Annotated in this window: 14 protein-coding genes; 7 read left to right on the forward strand and 7 right to left on the reverse strand. The window is 43.7% G+C overall.

What is annotated here, in order from left to right:
* Window positions 1-125: 125 nt before the first annotated feature.
* Window positions 126-1,601 (forward strand): GGDEF domain-containing protein, encoded by a 1,476-nt coding sequence (locus FKN08_RS02430; RefSeq protein ID WP_170891243.1) that lies wholly within the window; start codon window positions 126-128, stop codon window positions 1,599-1,601.
* A 35-nt stretch (window positions 1,602-1,636) separates the two neighbouring features.
* On the opposite strand, the gene dusC is transcribed toward FKN08_RS02430, so the two are convergent.
* Window positions 1,637-2,596, reverse strand: coding sequence for a tRNA dihydrouridine(16) synthase DusC (gene dusC / locus FKN08_RS02435; protein WP_047010055.1), 960 nt, complete (start codon window positions 2,594-2,596; stop codon window positions 1,637-1,639).
* Window positions 2,597-2,766: 170 nt separating this feature from the next.
* Here dusC and FKN08_RS02440 point away from each other — a divergent pair, with 170 nt between their 5' ends.
* Window positions 2,767-3,384: an SEC-C metal-binding domain-containing protein gene (locus FKN08_RS02440; RefSeq protein ID WP_139059461.1), complete on the forward strand. Its 618-nt coding sequence runs from the start codon at window positions 2,767-2,769 to the stop codon at window positions 3,382-3,384.
* Between the two features lie 91 nt (window positions 3,385-3,475).
* On the opposite strand, the gene dsbB is transcribed toward FKN08_RS02440, so the two are convergent.
* Together dsbB and nhaB are read right to left on the reverse strand one after the other, a co-directional pair.
* Window positions 3,476-4,012: a disulfide bond formation protein DsbB gene (gene dsbB, locus FKN08_RS02445; RefSeq protein WP_005396949.1), complete on the reverse strand. Its 537-nt coding sequence runs from the start codon at window positions 4,010-4,012 to the stop codon at window positions 3,476-3,478.
* Window positions 4,013-4,095: 83 nt separating this feature from the next.
* Window positions 4,096-5,682: a Na(+)/H(+) antiporter NhaB gene (nhaB, locus tag FKN08_RS02450; RefSeq protein WP_005396952.1), complete on the reverse strand. Its 1,587-nt coding sequence runs from the start codon at window positions 5,680-5,682 to the stop codon at window positions 4,096-4,098.
* A gap of 639 nt (window positions 5,683-6,321) precedes the next feature.
* Between nhaB and fadR the strand changes: the two genes are divergently transcribed.
* Window positions 6,322-7,161 (forward strand): fatty acid metabolism transcriptional regulator FadR, encoded by an 840-nt coding sequence (gene fadR / locus FKN08_RS02455; protein ID WP_170891245.1) that lies wholly within the window; start codon window positions 6,322-6,324, stop codon window positions 7,159-7,161.
* Between the two features lie 118 nt (window positions 7,162-7,279).
* On the opposite strand, the gene FKN08_RS02460 is transcribed toward fadR, so the two are convergent.
* Together FKN08_RS02460 and metG are read right to left on the reverse strand one after the other, a co-directional pair.
* Entirely contained in the window at window positions 7,280-8,089 is an 810-nt protein-coding gene (locus FKN08_RS02460) for a hypothetical protein (protein WP_046874414.1), read from the reverse strand.
* A gap of 210 nt (window positions 8,090-8,299) precedes the next feature.
* Entirely contained in the window at window positions 8,300-10,375 is a 2,076-nt protein-coding gene (metG, locus tag FKN08_RS02465) for a methionine--tRNA ligase (protein WP_046874415.1), read from the reverse strand.
* Window positions 10,376-10,537: 162 nt separating this feature from the next.
* On the opposite strand from metG, the gene apbC reads away from it, so the two are divergent.
* The 3 genes from apbC (at window position 10,538) to FKN08_RS02480 (ending at window position 14,712) form a co-directional block, all read left to right on the forward strand.
* Window positions 10,538-11,614, forward strand: coding sequence for an iron-sulfur cluster carrier protein ApbC (gene apbC, locus FKN08_RS02470; RefSeq protein ID WP_170891247.1), 1,077 nt, complete (start codon window positions 10,538-10,540; stop codon window positions 11,612-11,614).
* Window positions 11,615-11,794: 180 nt separating this feature from the next.
* Complete coding sequence (gene udk / locus FKN08_RS02475) at window positions 11,795-12,436, forward strand: uridine kinase (RefSeq protein ID WP_005396962.1); 642 nt, start codon at window positions 11,795-11,797, stop codon at window positions 12,434-12,436.
* Window positions 12,437-12,624: 188 nt separating this feature from the next.
* Entirely contained in the window at window positions 12,625-14,712 is a 2,088-nt protein-coding gene (locus tag FKN08_RS02480; RefSeq protein ID WP_170891249.1) for an AsmA family protein, read from the forward strand.
* 62 nt (window positions 14,713-14,774) lie between these two features.
* On the opposite strand, the gene cobO is transcribed toward FKN08_RS02480, so the two are convergent.
* Window positions 14,775-15,380 carry a cob(I)yrinic acid a,c-diamide adenosyltransferase gene (gene cobO / locus FKN08_RS02485; RefSeq protein WP_005396966.1) on the reverse strand — a complete coding sequence of 202 codons (606 nt, stop codon included), beginning with the start codon at window positions 15,378-15,380 and terminating at the stop codon, window positions 14,775-14,777.
* Between the two features lie 117 nt (window positions 15,381-15,497).
* Here cobO and FKN08_RS02490 point away from each other — a divergent pair, with 117 nt between their 5' ends.
* On the forward strand, window positions 15,498-15,947 hold the full coding sequence (locus tag FKN08_RS02490; protein WP_170891251.1) for a low molecular weight protein-tyrosine-phosphatase: 450 nt from the start codon (window positions 15,498-15,500) through the stop codon (window positions 15,945-15,947).
* Between the two features lie 60 nt (window positions 15,948-16,007).
* On the opposite strand, the gene FKN08_RS02495 is transcribed toward FKN08_RS02490, so the two are convergent.
* Entirely contained in the window at window positions 16,008-17,567 is a 1,560-nt protein-coding gene (locus FKN08_RS02495; protein WP_005396973.1) for a SulP family inorganic anion transporter, read from the reverse strand.
* Window positions 17,568-17,740: the final 173 nt, after the last annotated feature.

The following is a 17,740-nucleotide window of genomic DNA, read 5'->3' on the forward strand; positions in this document are numbered from 1 at the left end:
CAACACGTACACATTTGTTGGTTATCTGATTTTCTGGCGATGCGCGTTATGTATTGCCAGTTGGTAAGACAGCGTAATCGCGTTATTTGATAGAGACGATATACCTTTCACATACATGGTACTCAATGGTTAACTCAAGGCGATTTAGTCTCTCATTTGTCATCTTTTTCCCTCTCGCATTATGTATAGTGGTTTTGCTTGTTACGACAAAAAACTACTACGATGCGCTCAACCGCTATATTGATTCTGAGTATGCACGCATTGATCGTGCCATGTCCCGTGGTATTAAAGTCCTCACCGCCTTAGATTATAGTTTTACTAACTATACGAATTACGCTAACCCATTGTCTGAAGAGCACAATTCTTTAGTCAAAAAGGGGCTTTGTTATATTTGGCCGATAGACGTCTTGTTGCTAGAGAGTGTCTACAGTGAGGGGTTACCTGCGGTTGATCTTGATTACATGATTGTGGGCGATGAAAGTTTATGTCAGCAAGGTTCAACGCTTAACCAATTAGCTGAACAAAAGGCGGGTTTTGCACCGTCATTGTCTTTTCTGCACGATATTGAATCCCATATCGTTGGTATTCATTACATCGATAAGCGTGGTTACGTCATTTCGTCTCCTGACACATACGCGAAAAACTTCACTAGAGAGCTTTGGTCAACGCTAAAAGCGCGCCCATTTTGGCAAAAAACCGCACAAGATAAAGTGAACATCACCTTGGCCGGACCTGGGCCGATGTTGGATTCGATGGAAGGTCAAATCATTAGTATGACGGTGCCTATTTACGAAAAAGGGAGGCATCAAGGTGTGCTGTCCATTGATTTTGATGTCAATGCGTTGATGGCTTCGTCGTTAGGTCTTGTTGGTAAGTTTCATTTGGTTTCCAATTTACAATCCATTCCTTCAAACAGTACACGAATCAAACCAGTCGAGTTAGATCGATTGAGTGCGAATCACAGCATGTACTACGAGTACAACCTTTGGGATGAAGCTAAGAACCTAGCGGTGTTCGAAAAATACAGCCTTATTGTTGCGATCTCTATTTACGTTTTGAGCACAGTCGTATTGTTCTATGTGAATATGCATAGTGAGCGACGTTATTTTAAAGATCTCGCCGCCAGAGATCCGATGACGAGCTTGTTGAACCGTCGAGGAATGCAAACCGTGTGGCGCAATAAGATGACGAAAAAACAGGTTGCATTAGCAGTGTTCGATATTGATAACTTCAAGAAGATCAATGATACCTATGGTCATGATGTCGGCGATTCTGCGATTCAGCTAGTTGCAAAATGTATACGTGAAAATATTCGCCACACAGATGTCGCCTCAAGATTTGGTGGCGAAGAGTTTGTGTTGGCGATTTACGACGAAGACTCGGAAGGCATTAAGCTAATTTTAGAGCGGGTAAAAAAAGCCATAGACGAACGCTCGACACGCGTGACTAAAGAAGGCTTTACGATCTCTGGCGGTGTGGTGTTCAGTAAAGAGAACCGAGTGGAAAGCTTTGATGAGTTATTTAAAGCGGCGGATGAAAAGTTATATCAAGCCAAGAGTACAGGCAAAAATAAGATTTGCTACGAAGATCTAAGCGCTTAAAGGGCGAGCAGTTCGCCCTTTGCAATGCTCAGATTTTATGCAATCTGAGAATTTAACTCATCACGATAACGTTGAATATGCTCAACAATCGGCGCGGCTTTGTTAAACGTTCGGATTTCTCTGAATAGATCTTTTGCTTCAGGATAGGCCTGACGTAAGTAAGAGAACCATTGTTTTACACGGTTTGGATAGTACAAGCCTTTGTCGCCTTTCATCTCAAACTTGGAGTAGTAGATCAGTAGCTCAACCACCTCGGGCCATGACATTGGCTGGTGGTTGTGTTTTACCATGTTGCCCAAGTTAGGGATATTGAAAGCGCCGCGGCACACCATCAAAGAGTCAACGCCAGTCGTTTCAATGCAACGTTGACCATCTTCATAATTCCAAATTTCGCCATTCGCAATAAGCGGAATATCAAAACGTTCGCGAATTTGGTTGATGTAATCCCATTTTATCTCAGACGCTTTGTAACCACCCTGCTTAGTCCGAGCGTGAACGGTGAGTTCATTTGCACCAGCAGATTGAATGGCATCAACAATTTCAAAGCAATCTTCAGGGTTTTCCCAGCCAAGACGAATTTTTGCGGTCACAGGAATAGCCTCTGGAACAGCTTCTCGACAAGCTTTAACCACACGGTGAATTAGCTCAGGATGCTGAAGTAGAGCAGCACCACCCTTACTTTTATTGACCATTTTGGCTGGGCAACCAAAATTTATGTCGATGCCTCTGGCGCCTAGGCTCGCCGCTTTAATTGCGTTCTCAGCCATCCAGTTTGGTTCTTGTCCTAACAATTGCACATGTACTGGCACACCTGATGCGGTTTGAGAACCTTGCAACAGCTCCGGGCATAAACGGTGAAATACATGATCGGGCAATAACTGGTCGATGACTCGAACAAATTCCGTAACACATAGGTCATAGTCGTTTATCTCGGTCAGGATTTGGCGCATCAAATGGTCTAAAACGCCTTCCATTGGGCCTAGTACAACTCGCATAGTTTGCCTAATACAGTTTGGTGATAAAAAGGAGGGCGATTGTAGCGATGTCAGCTAAGTTTGTCATTAAAAGACTCAAAGCACTCAATACAGTCAAACTCGCAACTCCCGGTTACGTGCTTTTATGCTCTGAGGTATAATGCCGCCAAATTTATGGGAAACCAGATGTCATGCAATACACATTGATTGAGAAAGGCGAAATTCACATCGATGAATCTTGCCTATTTATCGAAGGCGCAGTGCTCGCTGCTAATCTGACGACAAAACCACTCGCTCCTGAAAAGTGGTTAGAGCCGCTATTAGGTGAAGGATTCAAAGCGATTCAACCGGCAGTAGAAGAGCAAATTCACAAGCAGCACAACCGAATTCAACGAAACGAATATTCCGTGCTAGAGCTAACAGGCAAAGAACCTGAACAACTTGCTGATTTTGCCGAAGGCTTTATGTCTGTTTGGCCAATGATTGAAGAACAATGGCAAGGCGTTGAGCTCAATGATGGATTGCAACGTATGCTACAAGCATTACTGACCACTTTGATGCTGGCTATCGATGAGTCGGCAACGCAGCAACAGATGCGCGACGCCGGTATTAAAACGCCTCCAGCTCTTGCAGACTTGGTCGACCAGCTTGATTTGATGGTTGGTGAAGTGGCGTTAGGCGCGGATGAGTTGATGGTAGGCAATAAGGCTCAAAGCCTAAACCCATTCAAAGGTATCGGGCGCAATGATCCTTGTCCTTGTGAGAGCGGCAAAAAGTTCAAGCAGTGTTGTGGTCAATCACGTGGTTGAGTTAACTTGGTTAAGTTAAATAGCCGCGATGTTTACTCAGTAAAAAGCCGACCATCTGGTCGGCTTTTTTCGTTATCATTTCTCTGAAGGATTAACGAATCGGATTAGTGCGTCTTGCTGGGAAGAATTGTGCGATCACAATTAATGCTAAAGCAATTAAATTGCCAGCGAAAATAACTACTAACCATTGTGGCATTGATAAATCGAGGAATTGCCAAACAATCTTCGAGCAATCGCCGTATGCTTCGAACATCCAAGGAACCCACTGATTAAGCGGAGCCCAACTAGGGAATGTTACGAATAAATCACAAGTCGCGAATGGTGATGGGTTAAACTGATAATCAACGTGCTGCTGAGCAAGCAACAGTCCTTTGTAAGAGCTTAATCCCCAGCCAATCAAACCTAGCCAACGGAAAACTGGGTTATTTGGTGCCATAAGACCAACGATTGCAGCGACACCCACTCCCATCATCGCGACTCGTTCGTAGATACACATGACACATGGTGCAAGCATCATGACGTGCTGAAAATAGAGGGCACATGCTTCAAAGAAAACGACGAATAGCAGAAGCAGCAGCCACGATAAGCGTCCCTTCGAAAACTGGTTAAGTGAATTTAAAATAGTCACGTTTTTGTTCCTGTCTGAAATAGAAAAAGCTCTGAATACTCAGAGCTTTTTAACGTGGATAAGTTTCCTAATCAACTCAAATTTTAGTGACCGCCAGAGACTACGGGAGTCAGATCACCACTATGAGGTAAAATCCAGCCTGCATCGTAGAAAGAAGCCGTTGCAGGCTCTAGGAAGAACATAATGCCCATTAGCCCGACAATCGCAAGAACGATGGTGTAAGGCAGCGCCATGATAACCATTCGACCGTAAGACAGACGAATTAATGGAGCGAGAGCCGAGGTGAGTAGGAATAGGAATGCTGCTTGACCGTTTGGCGTGGCAACAGATGGTAGGTTAGTACCAGTGTTGATAGCAACTGCCAGTAAGTCGAACTGCTCGCGAGTAATGAGACCCTCAATGAGTGCTGTTTTTACTTCATTGATGTAAACCGTACCGACGAATACGTTATCCGACACCATTGATAGTAAGCCATTCGCGACATAGAACAAAGCTAACTGAGTGCCTTTATCTTCAACGGCAAGCACCGCGTCGATAACTGGTTTAAACAACTCTTGGTCGATGATTACCGCAACGATCGAGAAAAATACCGCAAGTAGTGCAGTGAAAGGCAGAGCCTCTTCAAACGCTTTACCCATGGAATGCTCTTCAATGACGCCAGTGAAAGCCGTCGCTAAGATGATCACTGAAAGACCAATTAAGCCTACCGCAGCCAAATGCAAGGCTAATGCCACGATCAACCAAACAGCAATAAGCCCTTGAACCCATAGCTTTGCAACGTCTTGATTGGTACGCGTTTTGCGCTCTTCATTGTCAAAGTCAACGAGGATTTGACGAACGTTGTTAGGAAGTTTTGCACCGTAGCCAAACACTTTAAGCTTTTCGACTAGAGCACAAGTGATGAGACCGCAGAAAAATACGGGTAGCGTCACTGGAGACATACGGATTAGGAATTCACCAAATAACCAACCCGCTTGGTCTGCAATAATTAAGTTCTGAGGTTCACCCACCATAGTGGTTACGCCACCTAACGCAGTACCTACACCAGCGTGCATCAACAATGAGCGTAAAAAGGCGCGGTAATTTTCTAAGTCATCACGCGTTAGCTCAGTGATCGTGTCATCTTGTGTGTGGTCATGGTCACCAATCGGATTACCTGACGCCACTTTGTGGTAGATAGAGTAGAAACCGATCGCCACACTGATAACAACGGCGATAACCGTCAAAGCATCCAAAAACGCAGATAAAAATGCAGCGGCAAAGCAAAACGCAAGTGATAGAAGGGTTTTGGAGCGAATACCAAGTAAAATTTTGGTAAAAATGAACAGCAATAAATGCTTCATGAAGTAGATACCCGCAACCATAAATACCAGAAGCAGTAATACTTCAATATTTGCCACCAACTCGTGCTTAACTTGCGCAGGGCTAGTCATGCCGATAGCGATGGCTTCAATAGCAAGTAAACCACCAGGTTGTAATGGGTAGCATTTTAATGCCATTGCAAGCGTGAAAATAAATTCAGCAACCAGCAACCACCCAGCAACAAATGGGTTTATTAGGAAGAATACAATCGGGTTAATTATTAAGAAGGCTATAATGGCAACTTTGTACCAATCAGGCGCTTTACCAAGAAAGTTCTTGATAAAAGCGTTTCCGAGCGATATCGGCATGATAATTCTCTTTATAACAAAATTATGAATAGACACTACAATAGTGCTTAAGTATCTGTTTGTTAGACTTATTAACTAGTCTTTTAAAACAATAACTTAGTAAAACAACAATCCTTTGTTTATTGCAGTCTTGCCAAGTTACTTCCCCTGAACTCAAGCACCGCTCACTTTCGACCGCAAACTCTACACTCAGGCATTTATTAGTCAATAACAAAACGTGATGCTACCGACTAAAATGACTTTTTAAATGTAATAACGCGATCAAAACGGCGTTACTATATCATGAAAGGCTCAAAAAAATCCTCTTGGATTTTAAATGACGGTCAGTGACGAGAAAAGGCAAATTAAGAAAGAATATTAACTGTGATATACAAAGTAATTTTTCATATTTTGAATATAAAATTGTGACGCAGTAGTCTTTATTTCTCCGCAATTTGTGAGCTGTTTAATTAAACGAAAATTCAGATTTTACCGCTTTCACTCGCACGTCAGACCGTCCTAGATTGACATAACATATAGAGTATTAACTCTATATTGTGGAATCGTTTCAATTATTGATCGTAAATTTTCTCAAACCGTTAAGTAGTGGTATGATGAGTAGTATCGACCCTCAGAAATCAATATTGGATAAAAAGTAGAATGGTCATAAAGGCGAAAAGCCCTGCGGGATTCGCAGAAAAATATATTATCGAGAGCATTTGGAACGGCCGTTTTCCTCCTGGCTCTATTTTACCTGCTGAACGCGAGCTGTCTGAGCTAATTGGTGTTACTCGAACGACTTTACGAGAGGTTCTTCAACGACTAGCCCGTGATGGTTGGTTAACAATCCAACACGGTAAACCAACGAAGGTAAACCAATTTATGGAGACCTCTGGTCTGCATATTTTGGATACGTTGATGACGTTGGACGTAGATAACGCAACAAACATTGTAGAAGATTTGCTTGCAGCACGTACCAACATCAGCCCTATCTTTATGCGTTATGCATTTAAAGCAAATAAAGAGAACTCTGAGCGCACGATCAAGAATGTAATTGAATCTTGTGAAGCTTTAATGAATGCTGCTTCTTGGGACGATTTCATCGCTTCTTCACCTTATGCTGAGAAAGTCTTACAGAACGTGAAAGAAGACAACGAGAAAGATGAAGGGAAGCGTCAAGAAATCTTGATTGCTAAAACGTTCAACTTTTACGACTACATGTTGTTCCAACGCCTAGCATTCCATTCAGGGAATCAGATTTACGGTTTGATTTTTAATGGCTTGAAGAAGCTCTATGATCGCGTTGGTAGCTATTACTTCTCAAACCCAGCTTCCCGTGAGCTAGCGCTGAAGTTTTACCATCAGTTGCTAGAAACTTGTGAAAGTGGTCAGCGCGAACAACTGCCAGTTGTGATTCGTCACTATGGTATGGAAAGTGCGCTAATCTGGAACGAGATGAAAAAGCAATTACCAACGAACTTCACAGAAGATGACAGCTAAGCGCTGAGAAGTTAGATGAATTAAAAACCGCAGAACCTAAGGTCTGCGGTTTTTTGTTTTTACCCATAAATACCAGTTACGTTCCTGTTGTGACAATTGGCACGGCACTGTATAGAGCTTATCTTGCTACAGAGAGTTTGGGCAACGGTAGATACAATGCTTCAACGATGTCTGAAAGTACGTGGTCGTAAGTATTGAAGATGGTCAATGATAAGTCTGATGTGACTCCATAAAGCTCTGCTTCTGTTAAATCGACATGACTTCCTGTCACATAGTTATTTAATGTCTGTATTGAGCGTGTGGAAGCAGGAGAAACGATACTAAGCGGAGCGATAACTGCTAATTGATTTAGCTTACGTGTCATAACCGATGCGTAATTTTTGAAACGCTCATTCCCCCCTTGCTCTCCCAAGTCTTGAATGCTAATTCTCAATTGAGTCAGGGTTTCTAAGCTATCCATGATGTTTTGCCAGTTCATGTGGTACTCATTATGTAGATCATCTCGTTGTTCTACCGCTAACCAAGCAATCGTGACTTCATCCATCAAGAACAAGCAATGACGAATTAACTTACCATGCTCCATCTGGTTCCTTGCAACACTGTGATCGTTCCATTGTTCAAGCAGTTTTCCTACTTTGATCTGCAGCACGCGATACATGGGTTTATTTTCAAAGCGTGAGGTTTCGACCAAAAGATGCAGTTTGTTGGTGAGATCGTTATGAAGGACTTCTAATTCTTGTTCGTTATTTTGTTGAAATTGAAGTGAGTAGTGCGTCGCGGCTCGATGGCGTCTCAGCAGATGAACAACATCTCTCAATAATGTTAACAGCTGATATTTACGCGCGTGTTGCTGCTCTCGTTTAGAAGATAAGTGATATATTCCGGCTAAAATAGCGATAGATAATAATGTGGAAATCAAAACAAACATAACCAACTCCTTGTTAGTGTTTGGACCTAGCAAGGAAGATTGCAGTTTTGATGCCACTAATTAACTTCCATTAAAACAGTAAGTTAGGCTTGTGGTGGGAAAGGTGCTGTACAAGTTTGGTGCGCAAACTCACCAAAAGTGTGAATTCAGTCAAAAAAAGTCCCCGCTGAACTGGCGAGGACTTTTTAAATTTGATCGTAAAGCTACAACTTACATTACGCGCATGCCAGGTTGAGCGCCTTCGTGTGGCTCAAGAATCCATAAGTCGCTGCCACCAGGGCCCGCTGCTAGGATCATGCCTTCTGACATACCAAACTTCATCTTACGAGGTTTTAGGTTTGCTACCATTACCGTTAGTTTGCCTTCTAGCTCTTCAGGTTTGTACGCTGACTTGATGCCAGAGAACACTTGACGAGTTTCACCACCGATGTCCAGTTGGAACTTAAGCAGTTTGTTTGCTTTTGGCACTTCTTCACAAGAGATGATACGAGCGATACGCATATCTACTGCTGCAAAAGCGTCGAACTCAATCTCTTCAGCGATTGGCTCTTTGTCTAGCTCAGTTTGGCTAGCCTTGTTCTTTTCCGCTTCTGCTTTCTCTTTCGCCGCCATTTCTGCCGCCGCATCTTCTTTAGATGCTTCGATCATCGCTTCAACATTCTTCGGATCGATACGGTTGAACAGTGCTTTGAACTTAGTGATCTCGTGGCCTGTTAGTGGCGCAGCGATGTTTTCCCAAGTCAGCTCTTGGTTTAGGAATGCTTCAGTACGTGCAGCAAGTGCAGGCATCACTGGTTTCAGGTAAGTCATCAGTACACGGAACAGGTTGATACCGACAGAACAGATGTCTTGTAGCTCCTGATCTTTGCCTTCTTCTTTTGCTACAACCCACGGTGCTTTTTCATCAACGTATTGGTTAGCTTTGTCTGCCAGTGCAGTGATTTCACGGATTGCACGACCAAATTCACGTGTTTCGTAAAGCTCAGCGATACGGTCAGCCGCAGCAACAAATTCGTTGTAAAGCTCAGGCTCTGCAAAGTTGTCAGACAGTTTACCTTCAAAACGTTTCGCGATGAAGCCTGCATTACGCGATGCGAGGTTAACGATCTTGTTAACAACATCAGCGTTTACGCGCTGAGTGAAGTCTTCAAGGTTAAGATCTAGATCGTCGATACGGCTGTTTAGCTTCGCCGCGTAGTAGTAACGCAGACACTCAGGGTCTAGGTGCTCTAGGTAAGTGCTCGCCTTGACGAAGGTACCTTTAGACTTCGACATTTTCGCGCCGTTTACGGTTACGTAACCGTGTACGAATACGTTGTTAGGCTTGCGGAAGCCAGAACCTTCTAGCATTGCTGGCCAAAATAGGCTGTGGAAGTAAACGATGTCTTTACCGATGAAGTGGTACAGCTCTGCTGAGCTGTCTTTTTTCCAGTACTCGTCGAAATCTAGATCGTCGCGCTTGTCACATAGGTTTTTGAAAGAGCCCATGTAGCCGATAGGTGCGTCTAGCCATACGTAGAAGAATTTGTTCTTCTCTCCTGGGATTTCGAAGCCAAAGTATGGCGCATCACGTGAGATATCCCATTGCTGCAAACCAGATTCGAACCATTCTTGCATCTTGTTCGCGGTTTCAGCTTGTAGCGAGCCAGAGCGAGTCCACTCTTTTAGCATGCTTTCAAACTGAGGCAGGTCGAAGAAGAAGTGCTCAGAATCTTTCATTACTGGCGTCGCACCAGAAACCGCAGATTTAGGATTGATCAGTTCTGTTGGGCTGTAAGTCTCGCCACAGTTGTCACAGTTGTCACCGTACTGGTCTTCTGACTTACATTTTGGACACGTACCTTTTACGAAACGGTCCGGTAGGAACATCTCTTTTTCTGGGTCGAACAGCTGAGAGATAGTGCGGCTAGAGATAAAGCCGTTTTTCTTCAGCTCAAGATAAATGTGTGACGCTAGCTCACGGTTCTCATCTGAGTGTGTGCTGTGGTAGTTATCAAAGCTGATATCAAAGCCAGCAAAGTCTTTCTGGTGCTCTTCGCTAACTGCGGCAATCATTTCTTCAGGAGTAATACCCATCTGTTGCGCTTTAAGCATGATTGGCGTGCCGTGAGCATCGTCAGCACAGATGAAGTTTACAGTGTTGCCGCGTAGGCGTTGGTAACGAACCCAAATGTCCGCTTGGATATGCTCAAGCATATGACCAAGGTGGATCGAACCGTTAGCGTACGGAAGGGCACAAGTTACCAGCATTTTCCTTGACGGAAAGTTTCTTGGATCGTTTGCCATACTTAATATTCGCTTTTCTTGATAGGTATAAATAAATTTTGATGGATAATACTACCCCATGAACTCACTAACTCCAAGGTGTCAAACTGCGGAATGCCTTAGTTTTTTTGGGGTTCTGGTTGAGGCAGGACGGTGTTAGCATGACATCTAAAAGGAGGACTTATGCATCAGTTCACTTCAAAACAAGATTTTTGTCACTGGTTTAACCAATTCCAGCATCCACAGTTGGTGGAAAATTGGGCAGATATTCATGGCGCAATTTCGATTACGGCACAAGGTTCTGTTGAGATAACGTTGCCATTCGCAAGTAATGAGCTTCAAACCATATTGCATGACTGGATTAAACAGCAACAAACCGCAGATAAAGTGGCTGAATTCCCATTCAATATTCGCCTTGGAGTTAAAGCATTAGAAACTCAAGTGGCCAATCCGGTTAAAGGTGTTAAGAACATCATTGCCGTTAGTTCTGCGAAAGGTGGGGTCGGTAAATCAACGACTGCGGTTAACTTAGCGTTGGCGATTGCTCAATCTGGGGCGAAAGTGGGATTGTTGGATGCGGATATTTATGGCCCGTCTGTACCTATGATGTTGGGGCAAGAAGATGCAAAACCAGAAGTTCGTGATGGCAAGTGGATGGAGCCCATTTTTGCTCACGGCATCTATACTCATTCTATCGGCTATCTAGTGGACAAATCAGAAGCGGCAATATGGCGCGGGCCAATGGCTTCAAAAGCGTTGTCGCAGTTATTAACGGAGACAGACTGGCCAGATTTAGATTATTTGGTGATTGATATGCCGCCAGGCACGGGTGATATACAGTTGACGTTGTCACAACAGATTCCGGTAACAGGTAGTGTGTTAGTCACTACACCGCAAGACCTAGCCCTTGCCGATGCAAGGAAGGGAGCGGCAATGTTTAACAAAGTCCATGTCCCGGTTATTGGTGTTGTGGAAAACATGAGTTATCACATTTGTAGCCAATGTGGCGCGAAAGAGCATATTTTTGGCATGGGTGGTGCAGAAAAAATGTCGCAAGAGTTTGGCTTGGCACTGCTAGGACAAATTCCGCTTCATATTTCTATGCGAGAAGATATTGACGCTGGCGTGCCAACAGTAGCAAGGCGTCCAGAAAGTGAGCATGCAGGGTATTACAAGCAGCTTGCCGATCGCGTATGTAGCACGATGTTTTGGCAAGGCAAAGCAAAACCAGATGCGATTAGCTTTACAATGGTGAAGTAAGTTTACTATGCCTGTTGGTTGATAATTGCACATTTTAACGTTTGCTCGGAGGTTAATCCTCTGAGCAGGCAGAAACTTATGACTAAACCCTAATTCCAGCTAGTAACTATGGGGTGAACTCCCTATAATCAGGCAGTTTATCTTTTTATGTGACTAGAAATCATCATCGGGTGCAAACTAATGTCTGATAATAATCAATGCGTCATCGTAGGTATTGCTGGCGCTTCTGCTTCTGGAAAAAGTCTGATCGCGAGCACTATTTATAATGAGCTTCGCGCGAAAGTAGGCGATCATCAAATCGGTGTCATCACGGAAGATTGCTACTACAACGACCAAAGCCACCTAAGCATGGAAGAGCGAGTAAAGACGAACTACGATCACCCGAGTGCGTTGGACCACGACCTACTGTGTGAGCACCTTGAAAAATTGGTACGTGGTGAAGCAGTAGAAGTACCTGAGTACAGCTACACTGAGCACACAAGAACAAGTAACACGACCACAATGACGCCTAAAAAGGTGATCATTCTAGAAGGCATCCTTCTTCTTACTGACCCTCGTCTTCGTGATTTGATGCACGCGACAGTATTTATGGATACACCGTTAGATATTTGTTTGCTTCGTCGTGTTAAGCGTGACGTGGAAGAACGAGGCCGAACTATGGAATCTGTTCTCAAGCAGTACCAACAAACAGTACGTCCGATGTTCATGCAGTTTATCGAACCTTCTAAGCAATATGCGGACATTATTGTTCCTCGCGGTGGTAAAAACCGTATCGCAATCGATGTATTAAAAGCTCACATTGCAAGACTTTTGAAAGCTTAAGTCTTTAGACGGCTATATCGCTTTATTTTTGAGAGAAGAAGTGGCACCTTAAGTGCCACTTCTTTTTTTGTTTTTAAATTAGTCAGTTGCAGGTTAAAACCAGACATTTTTCACGCTTTTGTGGAACTGTCAGCGGTAAATTGAGTCTGCGCTTATAATTGTAAAAACACTCGAGCAAGGAAAAACAAATGAAGAAACTGCTCTTAATTCTAGCAATACCTATTGTGGTCATTTTGGTCGCAATTTTAGCGTTAACCATCTTCGTCAATCCTAACCAGTTTAAGCCCATTATTGTTGAGCAAGCGCAAAAGCAAACGGGATTAGAATTGGTGATTGAAGGGGATATCAGTTGGCAATTTTTCCCATCGATCGGCTTTGAGTTGGGATATACAGAATTGCGAAACCCACAAGGCTTTAGTAAGCCCAATTTATTCAAAGTTGATACCGTTGGTGTAGACATCTCTGTCATGCCACTTTTTAGTCAACAACTTGAAATTGGAAATGTCACGCTTGATGGGGCTGAGTTCTATATCGAAACCAAGAAAGATGGCAGCAAGAATATTGATGCATTGACGAAAGCCCAAACACAACAAGCAGAGCAAGCGAGCGATACTGCGCCTACGCAAAATGGTGAAACGCAGCCTTCTGGCTCTGATTGGAGCATTAATCTTGCTGGTGTTACGGTTTCTAATGGCTCATTAGAAATGCAGGATAAGCAAGCCGGTAGTTACACCAAACTTTATGATATCTCATTAAACCTTTCCGAATTCGCTTTTGACAACTGGACAACGGCTGATTTTGGCGTGAAGGGCGAAATGAATGACCAAAAGTTCACAGCGAAAGGTCAGGCCGACTTTAAGCTAGAAAAAGGTTTGACAAACTACGCGCTAAAGAACATCAACTTTGATGCGACATACTCTGACCCTGCCAATAAGATTGAATCGGCAACGATCGGTTTAGATTCGTTTGAATTCGATAAAGTAAATAACCTGACTTATGCCATGAAAGGCGACGCTGGTGGTATGAAGTTAGATATGCAGGGGGCTGGTCAACTTATCGTGGACAAGGCTATCAGCAAAGTGCAGTTGGATAAGTTAACTCTTAAATCGACTTTTGAGGGTGATGCTTTACCTCAGTCACCGATGAAAGTCGACATGGTGTCTGATCTGTCTTTCGACCTAACGAAAAACCACCTGAGTTTTGTCCTAGAGAAGTTAACAGCGAATGCTATCGCCTTAGATGGTAAGGCAGATGTGACACTTGGCGATATTCCTAAAGTACGATTTGCTCTCCACAGCCCAAATATCGATCTTGATGAATTCTTAGGATTAGATCAGCAAGATTCCGAAGGTAATAAGCCTGCTTCTGGTGGCGAGAGTGCTCCAGCTGGGTCTGAGGTTGAGCCTGATTTGTCTGCGTTGAAAACGTTAGATGTAAAGGGTGACATTACCATCGACAAATTCAAAGCGGCAAATGCGAAGATGGAAGCGGTAAAAACGAGCTTCACTGTAAATCGTGGCGTATTTGAGCTTACTTCATTTAGTTCGAAGCTGTACCAAGGCACAATCTCAGCGACAGCGAAGTTAGATGCACGCAAGTCACCAGCGACTTACAGTGTGAAAAAGTCAATCAAAGGCGTGAAAGTTCAACCGTTACTTATTGATGTCGCTGATAACGACAAGCTTGAAGGGACGGGTAACATTGATGTGAATGTTACCGGTAAGAGTCTAACGCCTACCGGTATCAAGAAGAATCTTTCTGGTACGGTTGTTATCAATTTTGCTGACGGTGCGGTAAATGGCATCAACGTTGCTCAATTGATTCGTGAAAACTACGCGAAATTTAAAGGGCAAAAAGTCGAAGGCACTAATGAAGTTAAGAAAACAGATTTTAGTGCGATGACGGCGACATTGAAGCTCAATAAAGGTGTCGTATCAACGGATAATATGCAAGCTCAGTCTCCATTGCTCCGTGTTCGTGGTAAAGGCACCGCAAACTACATCAATGAAACTGTTAACTTTACTATCAGCACATCAGTCGTAGGTAGCCTAGAAGGCCAAGGCGGCAAAGATATAGATGAGCTGAAAGATATCACGATTCCAATCAATGTGTCTGGTAAGTGGGCGGATCCTAAATTCAAGCTCGTATTCGATGATGTTCTGAAGCAGAAAGCTCAGAAAGAAATCGATCGTGGCGTAGAGAAGCTAACGGACAAGATCAAAGACGAAAAAACCAAAGAAGCAGTCGATGGTTTGATAAAGAATCTATTCAATTAGATTCGAGCCAAAGCAAAAAGGGTTGGCATTAGCCAACCCTTTTTTAATTCTGCTGGTGAGCTTTACCAGTCGACACCTTTCAGCGCTTTGACGCCTGACTCAAATGCATGCTTTACATTCTTCACTTCAGAAACGGTATCAGCCATTTCAATCAGAGTGCGATGAGCGCCACGACCAGTAATGACAACCGACTGCATTTTAGGGCGGTTGTTCAGCGCTTCAACGACCTCGTCTAAATCAATGTAGCCGTAGCTCACCATGTACGTCAGCTCGTCAAAAAGAACCACATCGATAGATTCATCTTTGAGCATGCGCTTACATTCTTGCCATACGCCTTGCGCTGCTTCGGTATCAGCGGCTTTGTTTTGAGTTTCCCATGTAAAGCCGGTCGCCATTACTTGGAATTCAACGCCGAGTTTCTCAAGTAGGTTGCGCTCACCATTATCCCAAGTACCTTTAATAAACTGCGCGACAGCACAATTCAAACCATGACCTACTGCGCGTGCTATCGTACCGAACCCTGATGTCGATTTACCTTTACCATTTCCGGTAATGATCAGTAGCAGACCTTTTTCCTCTTGAGCAGCAGCAATTTTTGCGTCTACCTGTTCTTTGACTTTTTGTTGGCGAGCCTTATGGCGTGCTTCTTTATTTTCTTCGATAGACATAATACTTCCTCAATTCCTTTTCGTGCTGTGCCCAAGCTAATTTGGGTTCATTGATTTATCTCGCTATGATAGACCAACATATCGTGAAGAAAAACCACCGATAATTCAGGGAATAAAATGAAGAAAATACTTGTTGTTTGTATGGGAAACATTTGTCGGTCACCAACCGGAGAAGCAGTGTTAAGAGCGAAAGCTCAAGAGTTGGGTATTGCCGTGGAGGTTGATTCGGCAGGTACGATTGGCTACCACGCAGGAAACCCACCGGATTCAAGGGCAATGGCCGCAGGAAAGCAGCGAGGTTACTCTTTTAAAGGAATGCGTGCGCGTCAAGTTACCATTGATGACTTTGAAAAGTTTGACCTGATATTAGCCGCAGATAAAGCAAATTTAGCCGATTTATTGGATATTTGTCCGTTGAAGTATCGACACAAAGTATCGTTATTTTTAAGTCATTCTGGGTCAGGTTACGACGAAGTCCCTGATCCATATTATGGTGTAGAAGATGGCTTTGAACTGGTGCTTGATTTAATCGAAGAGGCATCAGACGCGATTTTGAAGAAGCTATAATCGCCGGGCTTGAAGACAATAGAAAAAAGGATGAGCTGAGCTCATCCTTTTTTATTCGTGTTAACCCGCTAGAATGTCGGTTGCGACTTTGTAGCTTGGGTCTTCCTTCACGTTAATTTCAACCAAGCTACCCGCTTTATCTAAAAGCTTGCGGCAATCTGGACTTAGGTGGCGAAGGTGTAGTGTTTTACCTTGAGAGTTGTAACGCTCTGCTAGTGTTTCAATCGCTTCAATTGCGGAGTGATCAGTCACGCGAGAGTCTGCAAAATCGACAATCACATCTTTTGGATCTTCAGGCGCGTTAAACAACTCCAAGAAGTTAGCGGCAGAACCAAAGAAAATAGGACCGTGAATCTTGTACTCTTTTGAACCTTCCTCGTTTAAGCACGTGTCAGCATAGATGTGCTTAGCGTGCTGCCATGCAAACATTAATGCAGAAACGATAACACCAACCGCTACGGCAACGGCTAGGTCAGTAAGAACAGTAACAACGGTCACAAGAACAATAACGAAGAAGTCTTGCTTCGGTACGCGACGCGCTAGTTTAAATGTTGCCCATTCGAATGTACCAATTACAACCATGAACATCACACCCACCAGAGCAGCGAGTGGGATCATTTCAATTAACGAAGAAGCGAATAAGATAAACATCAATAGAGCGATAGCAGCAACGATACCAGATAGACGACCGCGACCACCTGAGTTTACGTTGATCATCGACTGACCAATCATTGCACAACCACCCATAGCACCAAACACAGAACAAGTCATGTTTGCCATACCTTGACCGATACATTCGCGGTTAGATTGACCACGAGTGTTCGTCATCTCATCTAAAACTGTCAGCGTTAGCAGAGATTCAATTAGACCAATGGCCGCTAGAATGATCGCGTATGGAAGAATGATTTGTAGAGTTTCTAGCGTAAATGGCACCGCCGGAATAGAGAAGGTCGGCAGTGAACCTGCGAGTGTTGCCGCTTCATCACCAGACATTGTACGCAAGAAGTCAACAACAGTGCGAGTTTCCAGATCCAAACCAACCACTAAAGCAGTCACCGTTACGATTGCAACAAGTGAAGAGGGTACAGCCGTTGTGATTTTTGGTAGAAAGTGAATGATTGCCATAGTTAGCGCAACCAAACCAAGCATTAGTAGCATTTGGTCTTGTGGTAGCCAAGTAAGCATGCCGTTGATATCTGGCGCTTTAAACTGACCCAACTGAGCTAGGAAGATAACAATAGCCAGACCGTTCACAAAACCAATCATCACAGGGTGAGGCACGATACGGATGAACTTACCCAATTTAAACATACCAGCGGCAATTTGAAGTATACCAGCGAGCATGATGGCTGCGAATAGGTACTGGACACCGTGAGTCGCGACAAGCGAAACCATTACGACTGCCATGGCACCTGTTGCACCAGAGATCATGCCGGGACGACCACCGAAAATGGAAGTAATAAGACCAACGATGAATGCAGCGTAAAGACCGACCATCGGATCTACGCCTGCGACGAACGCAAATGCGACAGCTTCAGGAACCAATGCTAGCGCAACGGTTAAGCCTGATAGCACATCATTTTTTACGGAGTGCTTAGAAAATTGGGGAAATTCGAACATGTTTGTTTTTAAGTTCTCTTTGCAATGAGTTAAACCCGACACATATTCGTATTTGCACAAGCCACTGAGTGGTTGATTTCTGATCAAACATTGCAGTGTAAACCGTAGTATTAAAAGAGCAGCATCAGAATGGTGTCGAAAACTTGAGTCGGCGCATGCTACCGAAAAGTGTG

This window comes from Vibrio sp. 1-2 (7-a) (assembly GCF_013048515.1).
Lineage (GTDB): Bacteria > Pseudomonadota > Gammaproteobacteria > Enterobacterales > Vibrionaceae > Vibrio > Vibrio diabolicus.